Annotated in this window: 18 protein-coding genes; 8 read left to right on the forward strand and 10 right to left on the reverse strand. The window is 73.3% G+C overall.

Features of this window, described 5'->3' with window-relative positions:
* Nucleotides 1-3: 3 nt before the first annotated feature.
* Entirely contained in the window at nt 4-1,023 is a 1,020-nt protein-coding gene (locus tag ACIBI5_RS26120; RefSeq protein ID WP_397251015.1) for a hypothetical protein, read from the forward strand.
* A gap of 71 nt (nt 1,024-1,094) precedes the next feature.
* Here the strand turns inward: ACIBI5_RS26120 and ACIBI5_RS26125 are convergent, their stop codons facing one another.
* The 4 genes from ACIBI5_RS26125 to ACIBI5_RS26140 form a co-directional block, all read right to left on the reverse strand.
* Entirely contained in the window at nt 1,095-2,129 is a 1,035-nt protein-coding gene (locus ACIBI5_RS26125) for a M4 family metallopeptidase (RefSeq protein WP_397251017.1), read from the reverse strand.
* A 91-nt stretch (nt 2,130-2,220) separates the two neighbouring features.
* Complete coding sequence (locus ACIBI5_RS26130; RefSeq protein WP_397251019.1) at nt 2,221-3,435, reverse strand: MFS transporter; 1,215 nt, start codon at nt 3,433-3,435, stop codon at nt 2,221-2,223.
* Nucleotides 3,436-3,454: 19 nt separating this feature from the next.
* Nucleotides 3,455-4,207, reverse strand: coding sequence for a tRNA-dependent cyclodipeptide synthase (locus tag ACIBI5_RS26135; protein ID WP_397251022.1), 753 nt, complete (start codon nt 4,205-4,207; stop codon nt 3,455-3,457).
* Between the two features lie 52 nt (nt 4,208-4,259).
* Entirely contained in the window at nt 4,260-4,907 is a 648-nt protein-coding gene (locus ACIBI5_RS26140; protein ID WP_397251024.1) for a dihydrofolate reductase family protein, read from the reverse strand.
* 130 nt (nt 4,908-5,037) lie between these two features.
* Between ACIBI5_RS26140 and ACIBI5_RS26145 the strand changes: the two genes are divergently transcribed.
* Nucleotides 5,038-5,982: a hypothetical protein gene (locus ACIBI5_RS26145; protein ID WP_397251026.1), complete on the forward strand. Its 945-nt coding sequence runs from the start codon at nt 5,038-5,040 to the stop codon at nt 5,980-5,982.
* Nucleotides 5,976-6,338 (forward strand): GntR family transcriptional regulator, encoded by a 363-nt coding sequence (locus ACIBI5_RS26150; protein ID WP_397251028.1) that lies wholly within the window; start codon nt 5,976-5,978, stop codon nt 6,336-6,338. Before ACIBI5_RS26145 ends, ACIBI5_RS26150 begins: the two co-directional genes overlap by 7 nt.
* A 95-nt stretch (nt 6,339-6,433) precedes the next feature.
* Here the strand turns inward: ACIBI5_RS26150 and ACIBI5_RS26155 are convergent, their stop codons facing one another.
* Nucleotides 6,434-7,549 carry an alpha-lytic protease prodomain-containing protein gene (locus tag ACIBI5_RS26155; RefSeq protein WP_397251030.1) on the reverse strand — a complete coding sequence of 372 codons (1,116 nt, stop codon included), beginning with the start codon at nt 7,547-7,549 and terminating at the stop codon, nt 6,434-6,436.
* Nucleotides 7,550-7,702: 153 nt separating this feature from the next.
* Here ACIBI5_RS26155 and ACIBI5_RS26160 point away from each other — a divergent pair, with 153 nt between their 5' ends.
* From ACIBI5_RS26160 to ACIBI5_RS26170, 3 genes are read left to right on the forward strand one after another with little or no spacing between them, the layout of a single operon-like run.
* On the forward strand, nt 7,703-7,888 hold the full coding sequence (locus tag ACIBI5_RS26160) for a hypothetical protein (RefSeq protein WP_221340737.1): 186 nt from the start codon (nt 7,703-7,705) through the stop codon (nt 7,886-7,888).
* Nucleotides 7,889-7,898: 10 nt separating this feature from the next.
* Nucleotides 7,899-8,450 carry a Clp protease N-terminal domain-containing protein gene (locus tag ACIBI5_RS26165; RefSeq protein ID WP_397251032.1) on the forward strand — a complete coding sequence of 184 codons (552 nt, stop codon included), beginning with the start codon at nt 7,899-7,901 and terminating at the stop codon, nt 8,448-8,450.
* The gene (locus tag ACIBI5_RS26170; protein ID WP_397251034.1) at nt 8,447-9,097 is read left to right on the forward strand and encodes a DUF998 domain-containing protein; all 651 of its coding nucleotides are present in this window, start codon (nt 8,447-8,449) and stop codon (nt 9,095-9,097) included. Before ACIBI5_RS26165 ends, ACIBI5_RS26170 begins: the two co-directional genes overlap by 4 nt.
* A 302-nt stretch (nt 9,098-9,399) precedes the next feature.
* Here ACIBI5_RS26170 and ACIBI5_RS26175 read toward each other — a convergent pair whose 3' ends face one another.
* Nucleotides 9,400-10,404, reverse strand: a complete 1,005-nt coding sequence (locus ACIBI5_RS26175) for a HEAT repeat domain-containing protein (protein ID WP_397251036.1) — start codon at nt 10,402-10,404, stop codon at nt 9,400-9,402.
* A gap of 6 nt (nt 10,405-10,410) precedes the next feature.
* Nucleotides 10,411-11,079: a HEAT repeat domain-containing protein gene (locus tag ACIBI5_RS26180; RefSeq protein WP_397251038.1), complete on the reverse strand. Its 669-nt coding sequence runs from the start codon at nt 11,077-11,079 to the stop codon at nt 10,411-10,413.
* A 171-nt stretch (nt 11,080-11,250) separates the two neighbouring features.
* On the opposite strand from ACIBI5_RS26180, the gene ACIBI5_RS26185 reads away from it, so the two are divergent.
* Entirely contained in the window at nt 11,251-11,586 is a 336-nt protein-coding gene (locus ACIBI5_RS26185) for a hypothetical protein (protein WP_397251040.1), read from the forward strand.
* On the opposite strand, the gene ACIBI5_RS26190 is transcribed toward ACIBI5_RS26185, so the two are convergent.
* Nucleotides 11,541-11,951 (reverse strand): hypothetical protein, encoded by a 411-nt coding sequence (locus ACIBI5_RS26190; RefSeq protein ID WP_397251042.1) that lies wholly within the window; start codon nt 11,949-11,951, stop codon nt 11,541-11,543. The genes ACIBI5_RS26185 and ACIBI5_RS26190 overlap by 46 nt on opposite strands.
* 232 nt (nt 11,952-12,183) lie before the next feature.
* On the opposite strand from ACIBI5_RS26190, the gene ACIBI5_RS26195 reads away from it, so the two are divergent.
* A complete protein-coding gene (locus ACIBI5_RS26195) occupies nt 12,184-15,288 on the forward strand; it encodes an AfsR/SARP family transcriptional regulator (protein WP_397251044.1) in 3,105 nt (1,034 codons plus the stop codon).
* On the opposite strand, the gene ACIBI5_RS26200 is transcribed toward ACIBI5_RS26195, so the two are convergent.
* Nucleotides 15,269-15,910, reverse strand: coding sequence for a response regulator (locus ACIBI5_RS26200; RefSeq protein WP_397251046.1), 642 nt, complete (start codon nt 15,908-15,910; stop codon nt 15,269-15,271). The genes ACIBI5_RS26195 and ACIBI5_RS26200 overlap by 20 nt on opposite strands.
* Complete coding sequence (locus ACIBI5_RS26205) at nt 15,907-17,046, reverse strand: sensor histidine kinase (protein WP_397251048.1); 1,140 nt, start codon at nt 17,044-17,046, stop codon at nt 15,907-15,909. The genes ACIBI5_RS26200 and ACIBI5_RS26205 overlap by 4 nt, the downstream gene beginning before the upstream one ends.
* Between the last annotated feature and the right edge of the window lie 84 nt (nt 17,047-17,130).

The following is a 17,130-nucleotide window of genomic DNA, read 5'->3' on the forward strand; positions in this document are numbered from 1 at the left end:
GGCGTGCTCGGCACCGTCGTCAAAGAGGCCGGAGGGCTGCTCGACCGCCGCTTCTTCCTCAACGGCCTGCTTCCCGTGCTGGCGTTCCTCGGATGCTGCCTGCTCACCGTGGCCGCCGCGAGGGGAGGAGTCGCCGGGGCGATGACCGCCTGGCAGCGCCAGGACGCCACCGTCAAGACCGTTCACGTGCTGGCGTTCCTGGTCGTCGCGCTCCTCGCGGCAGCGTGGCTGGCCAGCGCCGCGACCAGCCTCGTCAGGCTCTACGAGGGCTATTGGCCCGGCCCGATCGGCCGTCCGTTACGAGCCGTCGGCCTGCGCTGGCACCGCAACCGCCTGGCCGCCCTCGACCCCGGCGACGACGCGGACTACGCCCGTCTCCACACCGGCTATCCCAGCGACCCCGCCGAGGTCATGCCGACCCGCCTCGGCAACATCCTCAAGAACGCCGAACTCCACCCCGAGGACCGCTACGGCCTCGACGCGGTCGTCATCTGGCCGCGCCTGTATCCCCTTCTCCCCGAAGAGCAACGCGCCGCGCTCGTCGCCGCCCGCACCGAGCTGGAGTTCTTTCTCACCGTCTCCGTCCTCGCCGCGGTCTACAGCGCCGCCTCCGGGATCTTCCTGATCCTCGCCGGGGCCGCTCCCGGCCTGTTCCTGCTGTGCCACGGCGCCGGCGGCGTCGCCGCGCTGCTCGCCTACCGGGCCGCCCTGCCGAGCGCGCGGCTGTACGGCCAGCAGGTCAAGGTCACCTTCGACGTCCACCGCGCCCTCCTGCTCACGGCGACCGGCCGGAAGGACACCGAGGATCTCGACGAACGCCTTCGCTGGCAGGCGCTGGCCCGCCACTGGTATCGCGGCATTCCTCTCGCCGCCACCTACCACGCGGCCGCCGCGAGCCCGGAGCCCGACGACCCGGCCCCGGACGAAACGCCCGCCCCGTCCCGCCGGGCCCTCCCCCCGGCGGCCGTCGTCCTCGCCGCCCTGCTCCTCACGAGCGCCCTCGGCGCCGTGCTCCTGCGATGACCGGTGACGCCCCGGTTCCGGCCGCGTGCCAGAACCGGGGCGTCACCGGCGCCGGACCCTGCCGGCCAGGTCTAGCGGGCCGGAGCCGGCGCGCAGGCGGGCTCGGCGGGCTGGGCCGGTACGCTGACCGCGTCCCACGCGGCCTTGACCGTGACGCAGGCCGGGTCGGCCGGGCCGTACAGGTCGATGGCCGACATGACGGAGGCGGTACGGACGTGGACGTAGCGCCAGCCGGACGTCTTGCGCAGGAGGGACTGCATGAAGACGCGTCCGGCCTTGACCAGGCCGATGCCGGTCACCGAGGCCGGGCCGCCGGCGCAGATCGGGCTGGAGGGCTTCCCCCTGCCGGGCGTGCTGCCTTCGGCCAGCAGATAGAACCAGTGGCGCATCGGGCCGGAGGCGGCGTGGACCTCGGTGGCTGGGATCTGGGCGCTGTAGCAGTTGGGGTGGCCGTCCAGGCTCGGGTTGTAGGTGTGGCGGAGTGGTCCGCCGCCGATCAGGTCGGACCCCTCGCCGATCTCGTAGTCGGGCAGGTCGACGGGGTTGTTCGCGTACCACTCGGTGAGGGTGCCGAAGATGTCGGCGGCGCCCTCGTTGATGCCGCCGTTCTCGTTGCCCGCGCCGGTACCGCCGGGTGTGGTCTGGTAGACGACGTGACCGTACTGGTGACCCACCAGGTCGAGCTGGGTCGGGAAGCTCTGGCTGCCGGGGAAGTCGACGGTGGAGCCGGGGATGGGCGTGCCCGTCACGATCCGGGCGGGGGCGCCGCGGCCGCTGCCGTTGATGCCGTTGCGGCCCAGCCAGTCGCGCAGCATGTCCCACATGCGCTGCACGCCGTACAGGACGTCGACGCAGGCGGTGACCGTGTCGTTGCGCCGTCCGTTGCCGATCGTGGCGCCGGACGGCAGTTTGACGGGCATGGTGCCGTTGATACCGCAGGAGATACCTGGACGTAACGGGTCGGTCAGGATGTAGTACCCGCCGGATTCGGTGACGTCGATCTGGACTCCGCCGTTGTGGTGGCCGAGTCCGGAGGCCGGGACGAAGGTCAGGGCGAGGCTTATGGCCGCCGAGAACGCTGTCGCCGCATAGACAGGAAGCTTCACGATGCTCCTTCCAAGGGCTTGTGGCGTCTGGAGGTTAAGATCCGCCTGACCGGCCGTCAACCCGCCGGAAGGGGCGCGGGCCGTACCGTGATCACGCGACCATGAGCGCTTCGGCGGGCAGGCGGCGGGCGAGCCGGATCACCGTGAGCGCGGCCGCCGCCAGCAGCACGCCGAGCGTCGCCCACAGCAGCGCCGGGACCGTAGTGAGCAGTGCCGAGAACCCGGCCGGCGCGACGACGGCGGCGACCGCCCAGGTCAGCTGGTAGATCGCCAGATAGCGGCCGCGCATGGCGGGCGGCGCGGTGCCCGCGGCCAGTCCCCAGGAGGGGACGGTGTGCATGAGCTCGCCCACGGTGAGGATGATCGTGGCCGCGACGAGCCCGCCGATCCGCACGGGCCCCGGCGGCAGCAGCGCCGTCGCGGCGTAGGCGCCGCACGCCGCGATGAGCACCGCCCCGCCCAAGGCCAGGGAGTGCGTACGGCGGGCCGCACGCTGCAGCCGCCGGACCAGAAGCTGACCCGAGGCCGCCAGGAAGGTGTTGAGCGCGTAGAGCACCCCGAGAACGGCCGCGGGAGCCCCGAGCACGGTGACCGCGTAGATCGGCAGCGCGACGGGAAGGATCATGTGCGCCAGCGTGAACGCCTGCTCGGCCCCCACCAGGGCGATGAACGGCCGATCGCCCAGAACCCGCCGGTAGCCGCCACGCGGACCGGCGTCTCTGGCGGCCTGGACGCGTGGCCCCGAGAGGATCAGGCAGGTCGAGGCCACCATGAAGCTGGCCGCGTTCACCACGGCGATGACCGTGAACCCGGCGCCGCCGGCCAGGGAGACCGCGCCCGCCGACAGCAGCCCGCCGAGGCCGAAGGCGACGTTGCGGGCCGTGGCCATGAGCGCGTAGAGCCGGTCGCGCCGCGCCCCGTCGGCCAGGACCGCGACATAGCCGGCCGAGGCCGGATAGTAGGCCCGGTCCCCCACCGCGACCAGCGCCGCGACGATGATCAGCGCGGTGAATCCGTCCACGAGCGGGTAGGCGGCGAACGCCAGCGCGCGCAGCACGTAGGTTCCCACCAGCACGCTGCGCGCGTCGAAGCGGTCGATCAGAATGCCCGCGACCGGATTGGCGGCCAGCCCGGCCGCGGCAGCCACCGTCACGCCGAGTCCGACCACGGCCATGGACAGCCCGGTGACCTCGTGGATGAACAGCAGGGTGAGCGGAACGTAGAGGCCGCTGCCCAGCGCGTCGACGAACATCCCCGTCAGGAACGCCCGCCCGCCCCGGACACGTGTGGCGGACGTGACAGGCATGCGGGCCAGTCTCACCAGATCACGCGCCGGGCGGATCAGCCCTTGTGCCCAGGCACGCTCCGTCGTTGGTCCTAGGTACATCCGGTTCCCGGACGCGCAGTCCGATGTATCCCTGGCCGGGGAAGGCGCGGTACTTCGCGCCGTCGCTGAAGAAATACCGGGTGCAGGGGGTGGGGCGGCTGTAGGCGGTGACCGATTCGCTCACGCCGAGGATCCCGACCGCGTTGACGATGAACGGCAGGGTCTTCTCGCCGTGCACCAGGCCGATGTCGATCTGCTGCGGGGTGGGCTCCCAGCCCTGCGGCATCCTGGCCATGAGCGCGTCGCGCGTCCCGGCGCGCAGGAGCGGCCCATAGGCGGGGTCGGCGATGGCCTCGCGGGCGTAGGCCAGCCCGCGACGGTACTCCGCGGTGCCCGCCCACTCCGCGAACTCACTGACGCGCAGGTCCGGGCGGCCCGCGGTGTCGCGGGCGCGCCGGATCCTGGCCGCCATCTGGCTGATGTCGGCGCGGGCTCTGCGGTAGGCGTGATGGTCCGGGCGGCCTCTGGCGAGATAGGTCGCGGCGGTCATCTCCAGGTCGGAGACCAGGACGTCGACCCGTCTGACCGTCCGGGCCGCCCACCGGAACGTCGCCGCGAGCCGGGCGGCGGAGAAGTAGGGGTTTCCCGGGCTGACCAGCAATGTGATGTGCTCGCGCCCGGCCAGGATCCGGGCGCACCGGGCGCTGCACGGCTCGACGTCGACGAGCGGGGTTCCCGCGAGAGGCTTCATCCCTCCGTGTCTTCCCGGGCGTGAACCGCGGCTCACCCGCCCGCGGCCCCGTTCACCGGTTCTTGGCGGTGAACGTCAGATGGGTGACGCCGGAGGGCGTGGAGACCGCTTCGATGTGGTACGTCGCCTCCAGCGCCTCCAGGCCGTCCCAGAGCCGGACGCCGCGGCCGAGCAGGATCGGGACCTGGACCACGTGCATGTGATCGACCAGGCCCTCGGCGAGGAAGTCGCGGACCACCGAGGGGCCGCCGCCCAGGCGCACGTCCAGGCCATCGGCCGCCTCGCGGGCCGTCTTGAGCGCCTCGGCGGGTGAGGTGTTCAGGAAGTGGAACGTGGTGCCGCCCTCCATCTCGATCGACGGCCTCGGCCGGTGGGTCAGGACGAAGACCGGCGTGCGGAACGGCGGGTTGGCGCCCCAGGCGCCCTTGTAGCCGGGGTCGTCCTGCCAGCCGGGCGGTCCGAACTTGCCGGCGCCCATGATCTCGGCGCCGATGCCGGGAGCGTGCATCGCGGCGAACACGTGGTCGGCGCCGACGCTCCCGGCCTGGCCGCCGGCCCGCTCGGTCCAGAACCGGGTGGCGAACATCCATTCGTGCAGGCGCTCGCCGGCATGCCCGAACGGGGCGTCCGGGGCCTGACCCGCTCCGGTGGCGAAGCCGTCGATCGAGATCGAGAGGTTGTGAACGCGTAGCTCGGACATCGGCGTGCTCCTTCGACGGTGAGCTTCATGGCGAACACCAGCATGCTGCCTTCCCCTCAGGCCGTGTAGTGGCCTCTTCGCGCAAACTGTTTGAAGTGTTATAGTCACAATCAAACAGTTGGAGGTGGCTATGTCCGACCATGCCGCCCGGGGGCGCCTGCGCCGCCTGGTTCTCGCCGCTCTCGGCCCGCCGCTGGTGGTGCTCGTGCCGATGGTGCTGGTCGCCACGCTGGGCGAACGCCTGCCCGAGAGGGTCACCGTGCACTCCTGGTCGTTCGGCACCCGGATCGGCTTCACCTGGCAGGAGTGGTCGGCGCAGCCGGTCTTCGGGATGATGGTGTGGGCGCAGGCGCTGCTGGCCGTGGCGTTCCTGACGTACTGGCATGTGCCGCTGGGCCAGCGCCTCGTGGTGGCGCTCGGCTGGACGGTCGGCCTGCTCATCCCGGTGGCGTACGGACTGTGGGCCCTCGGGCTGACCTCCTCGCTCGGTGGCGAGGTGCGGCTGGGCTGGCCGATGGCCGCGCAGGTCGCGGGCACGGTGGCCGCGTTCGCGCTGGGCTGGGTGGTGGCCGGGCCGCTGCCGCGGCATCCGGAGACCGACGTGGTTCCGCCGCCGTGGTTGCGTGCCATGCCGATCGGGGCGGCGCAGCGGGTGATGTTCGTGGCCTGGGCGTGGTCGGTGCGCAGGCTCGTGAGTGGTGCGATGCTCGTGGGCCTGGCGATGTGGCTCGGCTTCTGGCCGCTGCTGGCGTGGGCGGTGTTCGAGGCCGCACAGGCGCGTACCCGGCTGCAGATCGACGCCGGCGGCCTCAGCGTGACGCTGCCGTGGCTGGGCCTGCGGCGTACGGTGCCGTGGACCCGCGTCCGGCACGCCGACGTGACGAGCGAGCCACCCAAGGGCCGCTACAAGCTGGACGACGGCAGCTGGGGCTGGGGCGCGCTGGCCGGGAAGGGCCCGGTGCTGGTGGTGTCGCTGTCCGACGACCGGCGCCTGGTCTACTCCACGAGCCAGGCCGGCACCGCGGCCGCGCTGGTCAACGGCTGGCTGCACCGCCTCCGGGCGGGCTCGTGCTGATCACCGTGGACTTCGCCTCCGCCCAGCCGCTGTCGGACCAGGTCGCGGGCGCGGTGCGTACCGCCCTGGCCGACGGTACGGCGGCGCCGGGCGACCGGCTGCCCTCGGCCCGCAACGTCGCCGCCAGCCTCGGCATCAACCTGCACACCGTGCTGCGCGGCTATCAGCAACTACGCGACGAAGGCCTGGTGGAACTGCGCCGGGGCCGCACCGCGGTCATCTCGGGCACCACCGACCAGCTGCGCCTCCGGCTGGAGGCCGCCGCACGGGAGTTCGCCGCCACCGCCCGCCAGGCCGGTGCGAGCGACGAGCAGGCCATGGCCGCCGCCCAGGCCGCGCTGCGCGGCCTTCCCTGATCACCCGGCGTGCCCGGCGCGGTGTGGCGCCGGGCACGCGGGTGGCCCGGGTCAGGTGGGGGGTGTAAGCAGCCTGCCCAGGGCCGGGAGGTGGACTATCCGGTGACGAGCGTCAGGCCGTAGGTCTGCAGGATCTCGTTGACGGGCTGGTGGTACGTCGTTCCCCCGCTGGTGCAGTTGCCCGAGCCGCCGGAGGTGACGCCCTGGGCCTGGCTGCCGGAGATGAACGAGCCGCCGGAGTCACCGGGCTGGGCGCACGCGCTGGTGCGGGTCAGGCCGGTGATGGTGCCTTCGGGGTAGCGGACGGAGGCGTTGTGCTGCTGGATGGTTCCGCAACGCCATCCGGTGGTGGAGCCGGAGCGGCAGATCGAGGCTCCGACGGAGGCCTGGGTGGAGCCGCGGACGATGACGTTCTGGCCGCCGGAGCCGCGTACCCACGGACGGACGGTGTTGCCCGGGGCGGCGACCCACGCGTAGTCGTTGCCGGGGAACGACGAGCCCTGGAAGGTGCCGGTCGGCTGGGTGGTCCGCGCGCCGGTACGGCCGCAGTGGCCGGCGGTCACGAAGCCGGGGGTGGAGCCGCGGGTGACGGAGAAGCCGATCGAGCACCGGGTGCCGGAGCCGATGTAGTAGGCGGCGCCGCCGACGATGTTGATGAACGGCCGGGGGCTTTCCGCCGACGTGGTGATCTGGACGGCGCTCCTGTCGACGCCGGCGCGGGTGACGAACGCGTCGGCGGCCCGCTGGGTGGGGGCGGCGACGACGACGGTGTTGGTGCTGACGTCGACGTACCAGAGGCTCGCCCGTCCGGAGGCGGCGCGGTCGAGCTGGTCCTTGACGGCGTTGAGCTGGGCCAGGGTGCGGGAGACGACGACGGGCTGAGCGCCCTGGGCCTCGATCGACGCGACGGCGGCCTGGTCGGTGGTGGCGACGTTCAGCCGGGAGGCGTCGGCGTTCAGCCAGGCGCCCGCGTAGCTGGCGCCGAGCTGGGCGGAGAGCCTGGCCTCGGCGGCGGCGGCGCGCCGCTCGTTGGCGAGGCGGGTGTGCACCTGCTGTTCGGTGAGACCGAGGTCCCGCTCCATGGCGTCGACCATGGCCGGGGGCGCCTGCTCGGGGGCGGGGGACGGCGGCTCCGCGTGGGCGGCGGTGGCCAGGCCCGTTAAGCAGAGCGCCGCGACGGTGGCACTGGCGAGCACGGTTTTACTCGACATATCCACTCCTTTTTGGGGGTGGTGTCAAGCTAGCGGCTTCGCAGCCCCAAAAAGGCCCCTTCATCCCGCCATGAGCGTCCGTTGAGTCGCCGTTAAGGATCGCACTGTCAATATATATTGACAGAGGCGCGGGCGTCAATATATCTTGACAGCATGAACGACGATCCCGCGGTGGGGCTGAAGGCCGTGGTGGCCCTGCGCAAGCTCGCCGACCATCTGGAAGCGCTTCACGTGCGCAACGCCAGGCAGCGCGGATGGTCCTGGCAGGCGATCGCCGACGCGCTGGGCGTCACCCGGCAGGCCGTACACCAGAAGCTCGCCCAGCGGACACAGGACTAGGAGCCGCACGATGTTCGAGAGGTTCACCCCCGACGCGCGCCAGAGCGTGCTGGCCGCGGCGAGCATGGCCGCCGAGTCGGGCGCCGCCAAGGCCGAGCCCGACCACCTGCTGCTCGCCCTGTCCAGGGCGGGCGGGGCGGGCGCCGACATTCTGAGCGGCCACGGCGTCACCGCCGACGATCTGACCGCGGCCGCCCGGGGCCCCCGGCTGCGCGCCGGGCTCACCGACGACGAGGCCGACGCCCTCGGCGCGGTCGGCATCGACGTCGAACAGGTCTTCCGCCGCATCGAGGAGACCTTCGGGCCCGGCTCGCTCGACCAGCCGGACTCGCCGCCGTCGCGCAAACCCGGTCGCGTCGGCGGGCCGTACAGCCCGCAGGCCAAGAAGGTCCTGGAGATCAGCCTGCGCGAGGCCAGGGCGCTGGGCGCGCGCGAGATCGGCACCCCGCACCTGCTGCTCGCGCTGCTCCGGCTGGGGGTGTCCCCGCCGCTGGCGGCCGTGCTGGCCGGGCACGGGGTGACCTATGACGGGGTACGGCGCGGCGCCGGCGGGACGGCGTGAACACCAGAGCGCTGCTGGGCTGCGGCGTCGTCGCCGGCCCGGTGTTCGTCGCCTCGTTCCTGCTCCGGGGCGCGTTCCTGGCGGACTACGATCCGCTCCGGCATCCGGTCAGCTCGCTCGCGCTGGGACCGGCCGGATGGGTGCAGTCCGCCACCTTCATCGGGTGCGGCCTGCTCGTGGTCGCCTTCGCCGTCGCGCTGCGGGGCCTGTGGGGGCGCCTGCTGATCGGCGTCTGGGGGCTCAGCCTGGTCGGCGCCGGGGTCTTCGTCACCGACCCGGTCGGCGGCTACCCGCCCGGCACTCCCCCGCTGTCCGACTACACCACCTCCGGCCTGCTGCACGACCTGTTCGCCATCCCCACCCTCCTGGCGCTGCCGCCCGCCTGTCTTCTTCTGGCCCGCCGCTTCGGGCCCGCGTGGACGGTCTATTCGCTCGTCACGGCGGTGGCGTTCCCCGCCCTCTGGATCCTGGCCGGGCTGGGCTTCGAGCAGAACCCCTCGCTGGTCGAGGTGGCGGGCCTGTTCCAGCGAGCCGCGATCATCACCGCGTGGGCCTGGATCACCGCGCTCGCCGTGGTCCTGAGGCGAGGCGCGCCCGCGGGTATCCGGGATCAACCGCTTCCCCCGCCTGGCGCTCGCGCCCGGTGACAGCGGCCCCCGCCGGCGCCCCGACTTCGCCCTGCGCGGCCTCCGCGTCACTCTCCAGCCCGCCCGGCTGTGAGCCGATCATGCCGAGCCTGAGCGATCAGGCCCGCCACGAGAACCTCGACCGAAGCGGTTGCGCGTCAACGCGGAGCCCCCGCCCATGTGTCGGGGGCGCGGGTGGGGTCAGGCCGGCGCCGCTTCTGTCGTGGCGGGGCTGACGCTCACCGGGCGCCGCCGGATCCGGCCGGGAACGCCGCGCGCAGTGCCCCGACGGGCGTGCTGCCACCTCTGACGCCTCAGGTCGGTCATCGCGTGTCGCGGATCCCGAGAATGTAGGTCGCGGTCAGCGCGACGGCACGGTCCTCGTCCTGGGACAGGTCCGCCAGAGCTTGGGACGCGGTGGTTCCCGGGATGTCGGCCAGCGCCTGTGTCAGCCGCAGACGTGCCGGCGGTTCGATGCCTTCGCGGGCGAGGCGGTCCACGAGCCTGGCGGCGATCCGTTTCGCCGGCGCGGGACGGCTCGCCAGCGCGCTCAGGGCGTCGGCGGCGCCGACGTCGTTGGTCCCCTCGACGACCATGTCGATGAGCGCCGGGACGGCCTCGGCCACTCCGCGTGCTCCGAGCGCCAGGGCCGCGTGCCTGCGTACCACGAGGTCGGGGTTGGTGAGGGCCTGCCGCAGCAGCGTGGTCGCCCCGTCGTTCGTCAGCTCGGCGATCGACTGGACGGCGCGTTCGCGCACCTCGGCCGCCGGTGAGCCGAGGCCCTCCGCCAGCAGGGCCAGCCCGTCCTCGCCCGACTGCGCCAGAGCCCAGCGAAGGGCTCCGGCGACGTTCGGGTCCGTCTCGTTCAGCGCCGCCTCGACCAGGGCTTCCACCGGCAGCGCGGCCTCTTCGACCGAGGTCAGGGCCGCGCTCTGGCGCTTGCCGGCGCTCTTCGAGCCCAGCGCCTGCAGGAGCGCGACGATCTGGAAGACGTCCTCCCAGCCGGTGGGTTCCACGGCGTCGATCCGGCGCAGGCGCGTGAGCAGTTCCGTCTCGGCCGCGATGCGTTCGCGCGTCTGGCGGATGAGGCCGGCGACGAGTTCGGCGGGCGTGAAGGCGGGGTCTTCGAGCGCCCGCCTGACCTCACGCAGCGACAACCCCAGGGAGCGCAGGCTCTCGATGTGGAAGATCCGCTGGATGTCCCGGCTGGAGTACTCCCGATAGCCCGCGTCGCTACGGCCGGTCGGCCGCACCAGGCCGAGCGCGTCGTAGTGCCTGAGCATGCGGGCGCTGACCCCGGACCGCCGCGCCACGTCACCGATCAGCACGGCCCGTCACTCCTCCCCGCCGGCGCCGCCGAGGGCCACGACCCGCTTGGCCTCCTCGATCGCGAACGCGAACCCGGCGTCCGGGTCGCGCAGCAGCCGCTCCGTGGCGAGCGCGTGGGCGCGTACGCGCGGGTCGGGGTCGGTCGTCGCGGCGCGCACCGTGGGCACCATCGCCTCGCCGAGCGCGACGAGCGCCCGGCTGAGGCTGAGCTGCGTCTCCCGTTCGCCGCGTCCGAGCTGGGTCGCCAGCACCGCGGCCAGCTCGGGCTCCTCGCCCGCCGGCACGAGCACGACGGCGGCCCGCCACGCGCTGCGCGCCACCTCGTCGTCGGCGTCGGCCAGCAGCGCCCGGGTGATCGCCGGCCACGCCCGCCGGTCCCCGATCTTGGACAGGGTGTGCAGCGCCTGGCTGCGTGCCTGCGTACGCTCCGAGCGGAGTTCGCCGAGCAGCTCCGGGACCGTCATGGACGCCGGGTGGCGGGTGAGCGCCCACGTCAGCATGTCGCGCACGTAGAACTCGGGTTCGACCGCGCTCCTTTCGATGAGCCTGCCGACGAACCGCGGGTCGGGGGCCGTACCGACCGCCATCGCCGCCCGCAGCCGCACGGACGAGCTGTCGTCGTCCAGAGCCTGGAAGGCGCGCGTCGCATCCGTGTCCTGGTTCTGCGTGGTCATCGGGACCACCTCCTCGGCAACCAGTGAAGACCTTGTCACTGTGTCAAGGTCAAGCAGGGTGTTCCCCGCCGGGCCGCCACCAAGCCCCGGCCGTCGAGGAAGATCGCGGGTGAGCTGCGGGTTTCAGCGCCGTTTCAGCGTCACGGCCGCGGCGGCCGACACGCTACGGGGGTGACTTCGCAGCACACGATCACGGATCCGGCGGCGCTCAGCGTGGACGGCCGGCCGATGACCGTCCACGACTTCCTCGCCGCCTGCGCGCGCGGCCTCGACCCCGCCGCCGAGATCTCGCCGGAGGACGCCCGGCTGGCCGGGTGGCGGGCGGCGTTGCTGGCCGGCGGCCTGCCCGCCGTACGGGCGATGGGCACGGACGCGACGTTGTGGACGCAGGCGGGCCTCCGCCCGCGGATGCTCGGAGCGGTGGAGGAGCGGACCGGACGCCGGCGGGCCGGCGGGGCAGGTCAGTGTGAGGGGCTGAGCCCGGCCAGGTTGTGCCAGAGTTCGTAGCCCACGAACGCCAGCACGGGCAGGCCGAGCGCCGCCAGCAGCCGCGTCGGCCACACGACCGGCGCCGCCTTCGGAGCGGCGGGCGGCGTGCGGCGCAGCGGCCGTGGTTCGGGGGCCGCGGTGAGCTCGGGATGGCGCGACAGGAACCCGTACGGCAGGCAGGTCACCTGATAGGCGCCGCACCCGGGGCAGCTCACGCTCACCCAGGGCGGCTGGACGGTCACCGAGCCGCGCTTCCACACGCGGATCTCCCCGCCGTGGTGATCGTCGGAGACCGTCCGGACGCTGTAGCGCTGTTCCCACATGTGCTGACACCGGTGACAGCCGAAGGACCAGACCTCTTGGCTGCTGAACTCCTCGTGCACAGGATCACCCCCGGGCAACGACGCGCCGACGACCCGAGTGTGCGCCGGGCCCGGCAGCCGCGCAAGACGACCGTAGGTGTCACCCGGAGCCACCAAATGCTCACCAACTGTTCCTGGCCTTCCATCGTGCACCCGGGCTCCACGTCGGCGATCTTGAAAAGGCCGAGGCTCTCACGGGGCCACGGCGGGCGGCGCGGCCGGTGTACGCGAGGGTCCTCCTAGGCTGGTGGCCATGCGGATTGAGGTGCTGGGGCCGGTCCGGGCCTACGGCGACGGCGGGGCGCCGATCGACGTCGGCGGGACCAGGGTGCGTGCGCTGCTGGCCAGGCTGACCCTGGCCGGCGGCGAGGTGGTGCCGGTCGATTCGCTCATCGACGGGCTGTGGGGCGATCTCCCGCCCCGCGAGAGCGTCAGGGCGCTGCACGCGCTGGTGTACCGGCTGCGGCGGGCGCTGGGCGACGGCGAGGTCGTCGAGCTGGCCTCCGGTGGCTACCGTCTGCGCGTACGCGCCGAGGACGTCGACGCCGGCCGGTTCGAGGAACTGGCCAGGCAGGGGCGTGGCGAGCTGGCCGCCGGCGCCGGAGGCAGGGCCGCCGCGCTGCTGGGTGCGGCGCTGGCGCTGTGGCGGGGCGACGCGCTGGCCGACGTGCTCGACCTCCCTTTCGCCGGGACGGCGGCCGCCCGCCTGGAGGAACTGCGCGCCGCGGCCACCGAGGACCGGTTCGAGGCGGAGCTGCTGCTGGGTAACCACGGCGAGATCCTGGCCGAGATGGAGGCGGCGGCCGCGGCGTATCCGCTGCGCGAGCGGCTGGCCGTCCTGCGGATGCGGGCTTTGCACGCGGCGGGCCGTCAGGTCGAGGCGCTGGCGCTGTATGAGGAGGTGCGCCGCACGCTCGCGGAGGACCTGGGCATCGACCCCTCCGAGGAGCTGCGCGCGGCGCATCTGGCGGTGTTGCGCGGCGAGAGCGGGCCGTCGCGGCGCTCGCGTGCGACGCCGGGCCGGCTGCCGGCCCCGCTGACCGGCTTCGTCGGCCGGGATGAGGAGCTGAAACTGCTCGCCGGGCTGCTGGACGGCTCGCGGCTGGTCACGGTCGTCGGTCCCGGAGGAGTGGGCAAGACCCGGCTGGCGGTGGAGGCGGTGAGCCGGCACCGGGCCCATCGGCGCGGCCGCGTCTGGCTCGTCCCCCTGGCCGGGGTGGACACGCCGGCCGGTCTGCCCGAGGCGGTGCTGGGCACGGTCACCGCGGCCGAGGCGCTGCCGCCGGGCACGCCGCTCGATCGATCGGTCGCCCTGCTCGCCGGTGGCGAGGGCGTGCTGGTGCTGGACAACTGCGAACAGGTCTCGGAAGCGGTGGCCGGCTTCGCCGGGCACCTGCTCGAACGCCTGCCGAACCTGACCATCCTGGCCACGAGCCGGGAGCCGCTGGAGGTCGTGGGTGAGGCGCTGTGCCGGCTGGCCCCGCTCACCCTGCCCCCGGCCCACGCCGATCCGGTCCGCGCCGCGCGGGCGAGCGCGGTCCGGCTGTTCCTCGATCGGGCGGCCGCGGTACGGCCCGGCTTCGCGCTGGAGGAGCCGACGGCGGGCCCGGTGGTGGACATCGTGCGCCGGCTCGACGGCCTGCCGCTCGCCCTGGAACTGGCCGCGGCGCGGCTGCGGACGATGGACGCCGGTGAGCTCGCCCGGCGCCTGGACGATCGTTTCCGGCTGCTCGGCACCGGCAACAGGACGGCCCAGCCGCGGCAGCGCACGCTGCGCGCTGTCATCGACTGGAGCTGGGACCTGCTCACCGACGAGGAGCGGACCCTCGCCCGCCGGATGTCGATATTTCCTGCCAAGGCCGGTCTCGGGCAGATCGAGGCGGTGTGCGGTGGAGACGCGGCGTATCTGCTGGATTCGCTGGTCGACAAGTCGATCGTGGAGCGGGCCGGTGACGGCTACCGGATGCTGGAGACCATCCGGACCTACGCCGCCGGGGAACTGCGCTCCGCCGAGGAGCGCGAAGCCGTACGGCGAAGGCTCACGCGCCACTACGCCGGCCTGGCCGAGCGGCACGAGCCGCTGATGCGCGCGCCCGGACAGGCGGAGTCGCTGCGGTTGTTCGAGTTCGAGCACGACAACCTCGTCTACGCCCTCCAGGCGGCCGTCGAGGACGGCGACGCCGAGGCGGCGGCCCGGATCCTCGGCCCGCTGTACTGGTACTGGGACATGCTGCGCTATGACGGCCGGGCCGACGTCTACGTGGCCAGGGTGCTGGAGTTCGGCGACGCGCTGCCGCCGGCGGCCAGGGCCGCGTTCGCCACGATCCACCTGCTGGCCGGTGAGGCGGACGCCGGGCAGGTGCGGGCCGCGGTCGAGGACTGCGCCCGGACGGGCGCGCTGCGCCGCTATCCGATGCTGCTGACCATGACGCTGACGGCGGCCTTCATGGCCGGTCTCGACGACCTGGTCGACCGGGAGACGGCCCGGGTCAGGGAGGGGTCCGACGACTGGGCCGTCGCGCACACCCACCTGGTCGAGGCGCTGCGCGGCCGTACCCGCGGGGACTGGGCGGGTGGCGCGAGCGCCGCGGCGCGGGCGTTGCGCGCGTTCGAGCGGGCGGGCGACCGGTGGTGGACCGCGATGATGCTGAACGGCACGGCCCAGATCCACGGGATCGAGGGCCGCGACGACGACGCGGTGGCCGACTTCGAGCGCGGCATCGCGATCAGCGGCGGCCTCGCGTGGCAGGAGGAGATCTCCTCGCGGCTCGGGCTGGCCACGCAGCGGATGCGCGCCGGCGATCTGAAGGGCGCGGGCGAGGACCTCGCGTCGGCGTGGCAGGCGGCCGGGGACCGTGGGCGGCCGATGCTGGAGATCCAGGTTCACGCCTGTTCGGCGGAGCTGTGTCGCCGCCAGGGCGAGCCCGGCCGGGCCGACCGGGAACTCGACCGGCTGGAGCGGGTGGCCCGCGAGTGGTCCCTGCCCGAAGCGGCGAGCCAGAGCCTGCTGCTGCCCGCCCGAATGGCGAACCTGCTCACCGCGGGTGACGCCGCGCGGGCGCGCGCCCTGCTGCCCTGGGCGCTCCGGGCGGCCCAGGCGAACATGGACCTCGCGCCGGCCGCCGAGTTCCTGGCCCGGCTGTTGTCGCTGGAGGGCGATCCGGCGGGCGCGGCCACCGCGCTCGGGATGAGCGAGGTCATCCGCGGCACCTTCGACCGCGGTGATCGGGAACTGGGCGCGTTCGCGGCCGGCCTGATGGAACGGCTCGGCCGTACCGGCTATGCCAGGGCCTACGAGCGGGGCGCCGGCCTGCGGCGGGACGAGGCGATCGACACCGTCATGAGGTCTGGCCGCTGAGGCGGATGATCCCGCGTGAGGCGGCGACGGTCACCGCGGCGGTGCGGTCGTCGACGCCGAGCTTGGCGAAGATGTGCAGGAGGTGGGTCTTGACCGTGGCCTCGCTGATGCACAGGTGGGCGGCGATGGCCTTGTTGCTCATCCCCTGGGCGACGGCGTCCAGGACCTCGATCTCGCGGCCGCTGAGGGCGCCGGGCGCGTCGGCCCGCGCCCACGACAGCACCCGGGTGGCGATCGCCGGCGACAGCGCGCTCTCTCCGCGCGCCGCCGCCCGGATCGCGTCGAACAGCTGCTCGCGGCGGGTGTCCTTGAGCAAGTAGCCGATGGCTCCGGCGTCGATGGCGCGCGAGATGTCGCTGTCGGTGTCGTAGGTGGTCAGGACGATCACCTTGGCGCCCGGGTCGTGCTCGCGGATCCGGGTGATCGCCGTCGCGCCGTCGATCTCGGGCATCTGCAGGTCCATGAGGGTGACGTCGGGGCGCAGGTCGCGCGCCAGCCGTACCGCGTCGGTGCCCGACACGGCCTCGCCGACGACCTCCAGGTCGGCCTGGGTGCCGAGCATGGCACGAATGCCGTCGCGCACCACCGGGTGGTCGTCGGCGATCAGGACGCGGACGGTCATCGCGCCCCGCTCAGTACCGCGACCGGGACGCCGGCCACGACCGTGGCGCCCGCGCCGGGAGCGCTTTCCACGAGCAGGGTGCCGCCGAGCTGCTCCATCCGCTCCCGCATGATCGACAGGCCGTGTCCCGAGGCGGCCCGCTCGGGATCGAACCCGCCGCCGTCGTCGTGGACGTCCAGCACCACCAGGTCCTCCATGTACGACAGGGTCAGCGTGACCTGTTCCGCGCCGGCGTGGCGGCGGGCGTTGGCGACCGCCTCCTGGGCCACGCGCAGCAGTTCCGCCTGGACGTGGGCCTCCAGCGGCCGGAGCATGCCGGTGATCACGGTGTGCGCCTGGACGCCGGTCTCCTCGCGCAGCCGGGCCGACAGCCGCCGCAGAGCCTCAGGCAGGCCGCACTCGTCGAGGTCGCCGGGCCGCAGCGCCCCCACCACGCGGCGGCTTTCGGCGAGGTTCTCCCTGGTCACCCGTAGCGCCTGGCTGAGGTGCTTGTTGTCCGGGAGGGTCGCCTGCGCCGCCTCCAGCAACATCACCACGCTGGCGAACCCCTGGGTGAGGCTGTCGTGGATGTCTCTGGCCAGCCGCTGGCGTTCGGCCGCCACGCCGGCCTGCCGTTCCGCCGCCGCCCGCGCCTCCTGCGCCGCCTGCAGCTCGTCGATGAGCCGCTTGCGTTCGGCGCTCTGCTGGGCGACGGAATGGAAGTATCCGACCGCGGCGCCCGTGCTGATCGCGACCAGCGCGCTGATGACGATCTCGGTCCAGGTGATCGACCCGGTCGCGTGATAGCGGTGCCACAGCCAGCCCCCGGCGCACGACACCACCGCGACCAGCCCGACCCGCACGGCGTCCATGCAGTACGGCGCGAGCACGCTCAGCCCGACCACCAGGAAGGAGGAGTCGACGGCGAACAGCCCCAGCCAGATCAGCCCGCCGCCCAGCACGTACGGCAGCGGCACGTCACCCGCGTGCGGCGTGCGCAGCACGAACCACACCGCGTACCAGGCGGCCAGCGCGGCCACCAGCACCACCGGGAGGACCTGTCCTCCCTCGATCACGGGTCCCGCGGAGGTCAGCACCAGCCACGAGGCGAAAAAGGCGTGCTGCCACCGGCGCCGCGACCGCTCCCAGGACTCCACACCGCCGACGATATTCAGTCGTCGGCCGGATGCGCATCAACCAGTTGACTGATCGCACAATCGGCGTACCGCTCGATGCGGGCG

Origin of the sequence: Nonomuraea sp. NPDC050540, assembly GCF_044457485.1 — a bacterium.
In the GTDB taxonomy this organism is placed as follows: domain Bacteria; phylum Actinomycetota; class Actinomycetes; order Streptosporangiales; family Streptosporangiaceae; genus Nonomuraea.

Coding starts and splice junctions, on each gene's coding strand:
- ACIBI5_RS26130 (WP_397251019.1), bottom strand. CDS start 3,435: ATGCCTGTCACGTCCGCCACACGTGTCCGGGGCGGGCGGGCGTTCCTG.
- ACIBI5_RS26135 (WP_397251022.1), bottom strand. CDS start 4,207: ATGAAGCCTCTCGCGGGAACCCCGCTCGTCGACGTCGAGCCGTGCAGC.
- ACIBI5_RS26140 (WP_397251024.1), bottom strand. CDS start 4,907: ATGTCCGAGCTACGCGTTCACAACCTCTCGATCTCGATCGACGGCTTC.
- ACIBI5_RS26145 (WP_397251026.1), top strand. CDS start 5,038: ATGTCCGACCATGCCGCCCGGGGGCGCCTGCGCCGCCTGGTTCTCGCC.
- ACIBI5_RS26155 (WP_397251030.1), bottom strand. CDS start 7,549: ATGTCGAGTAAAACCGTGCTCGCCAGTGCCACCGTCGCGGCGCTCTGC.
- ACIBI5_RS26160 (WP_221340737.1), top strand. CDS start 7,703: ATGAACGACGATCCCGCGGTGGGGCTGAAGGCCGTGGTGGCCCTGCGC.
- ACIBI5_RS26165 (WP_397251032.1), top strand. CDS start 7,899: ATGTTCGAGAGGTTCACCCCCGACGCGCGCCAGAGCGTGCTGGCCGCG.
- ACIBI5_RS26180 (WP_397251038.1), bottom strand. CDS start 11,079: ATGACCACGCAGAACCAGGACACGGATGCGACGCGCGCCTTCCAGGCT.
- ACIBI5_RS26195 (WP_397251044.1), top strand. CDS start 12,184: ATGCGGATTGAGGTGCTGGGGCCGGTCCGGGCCTACGGCGACGGCGGG.
- ACIBI5_RS26200 (WP_397251046.1), bottom strand. CDS start 15,910: ATGACCGTCCGCGTCCTGATCGCCGACGACCACCCGGTGGTGCGCGAC.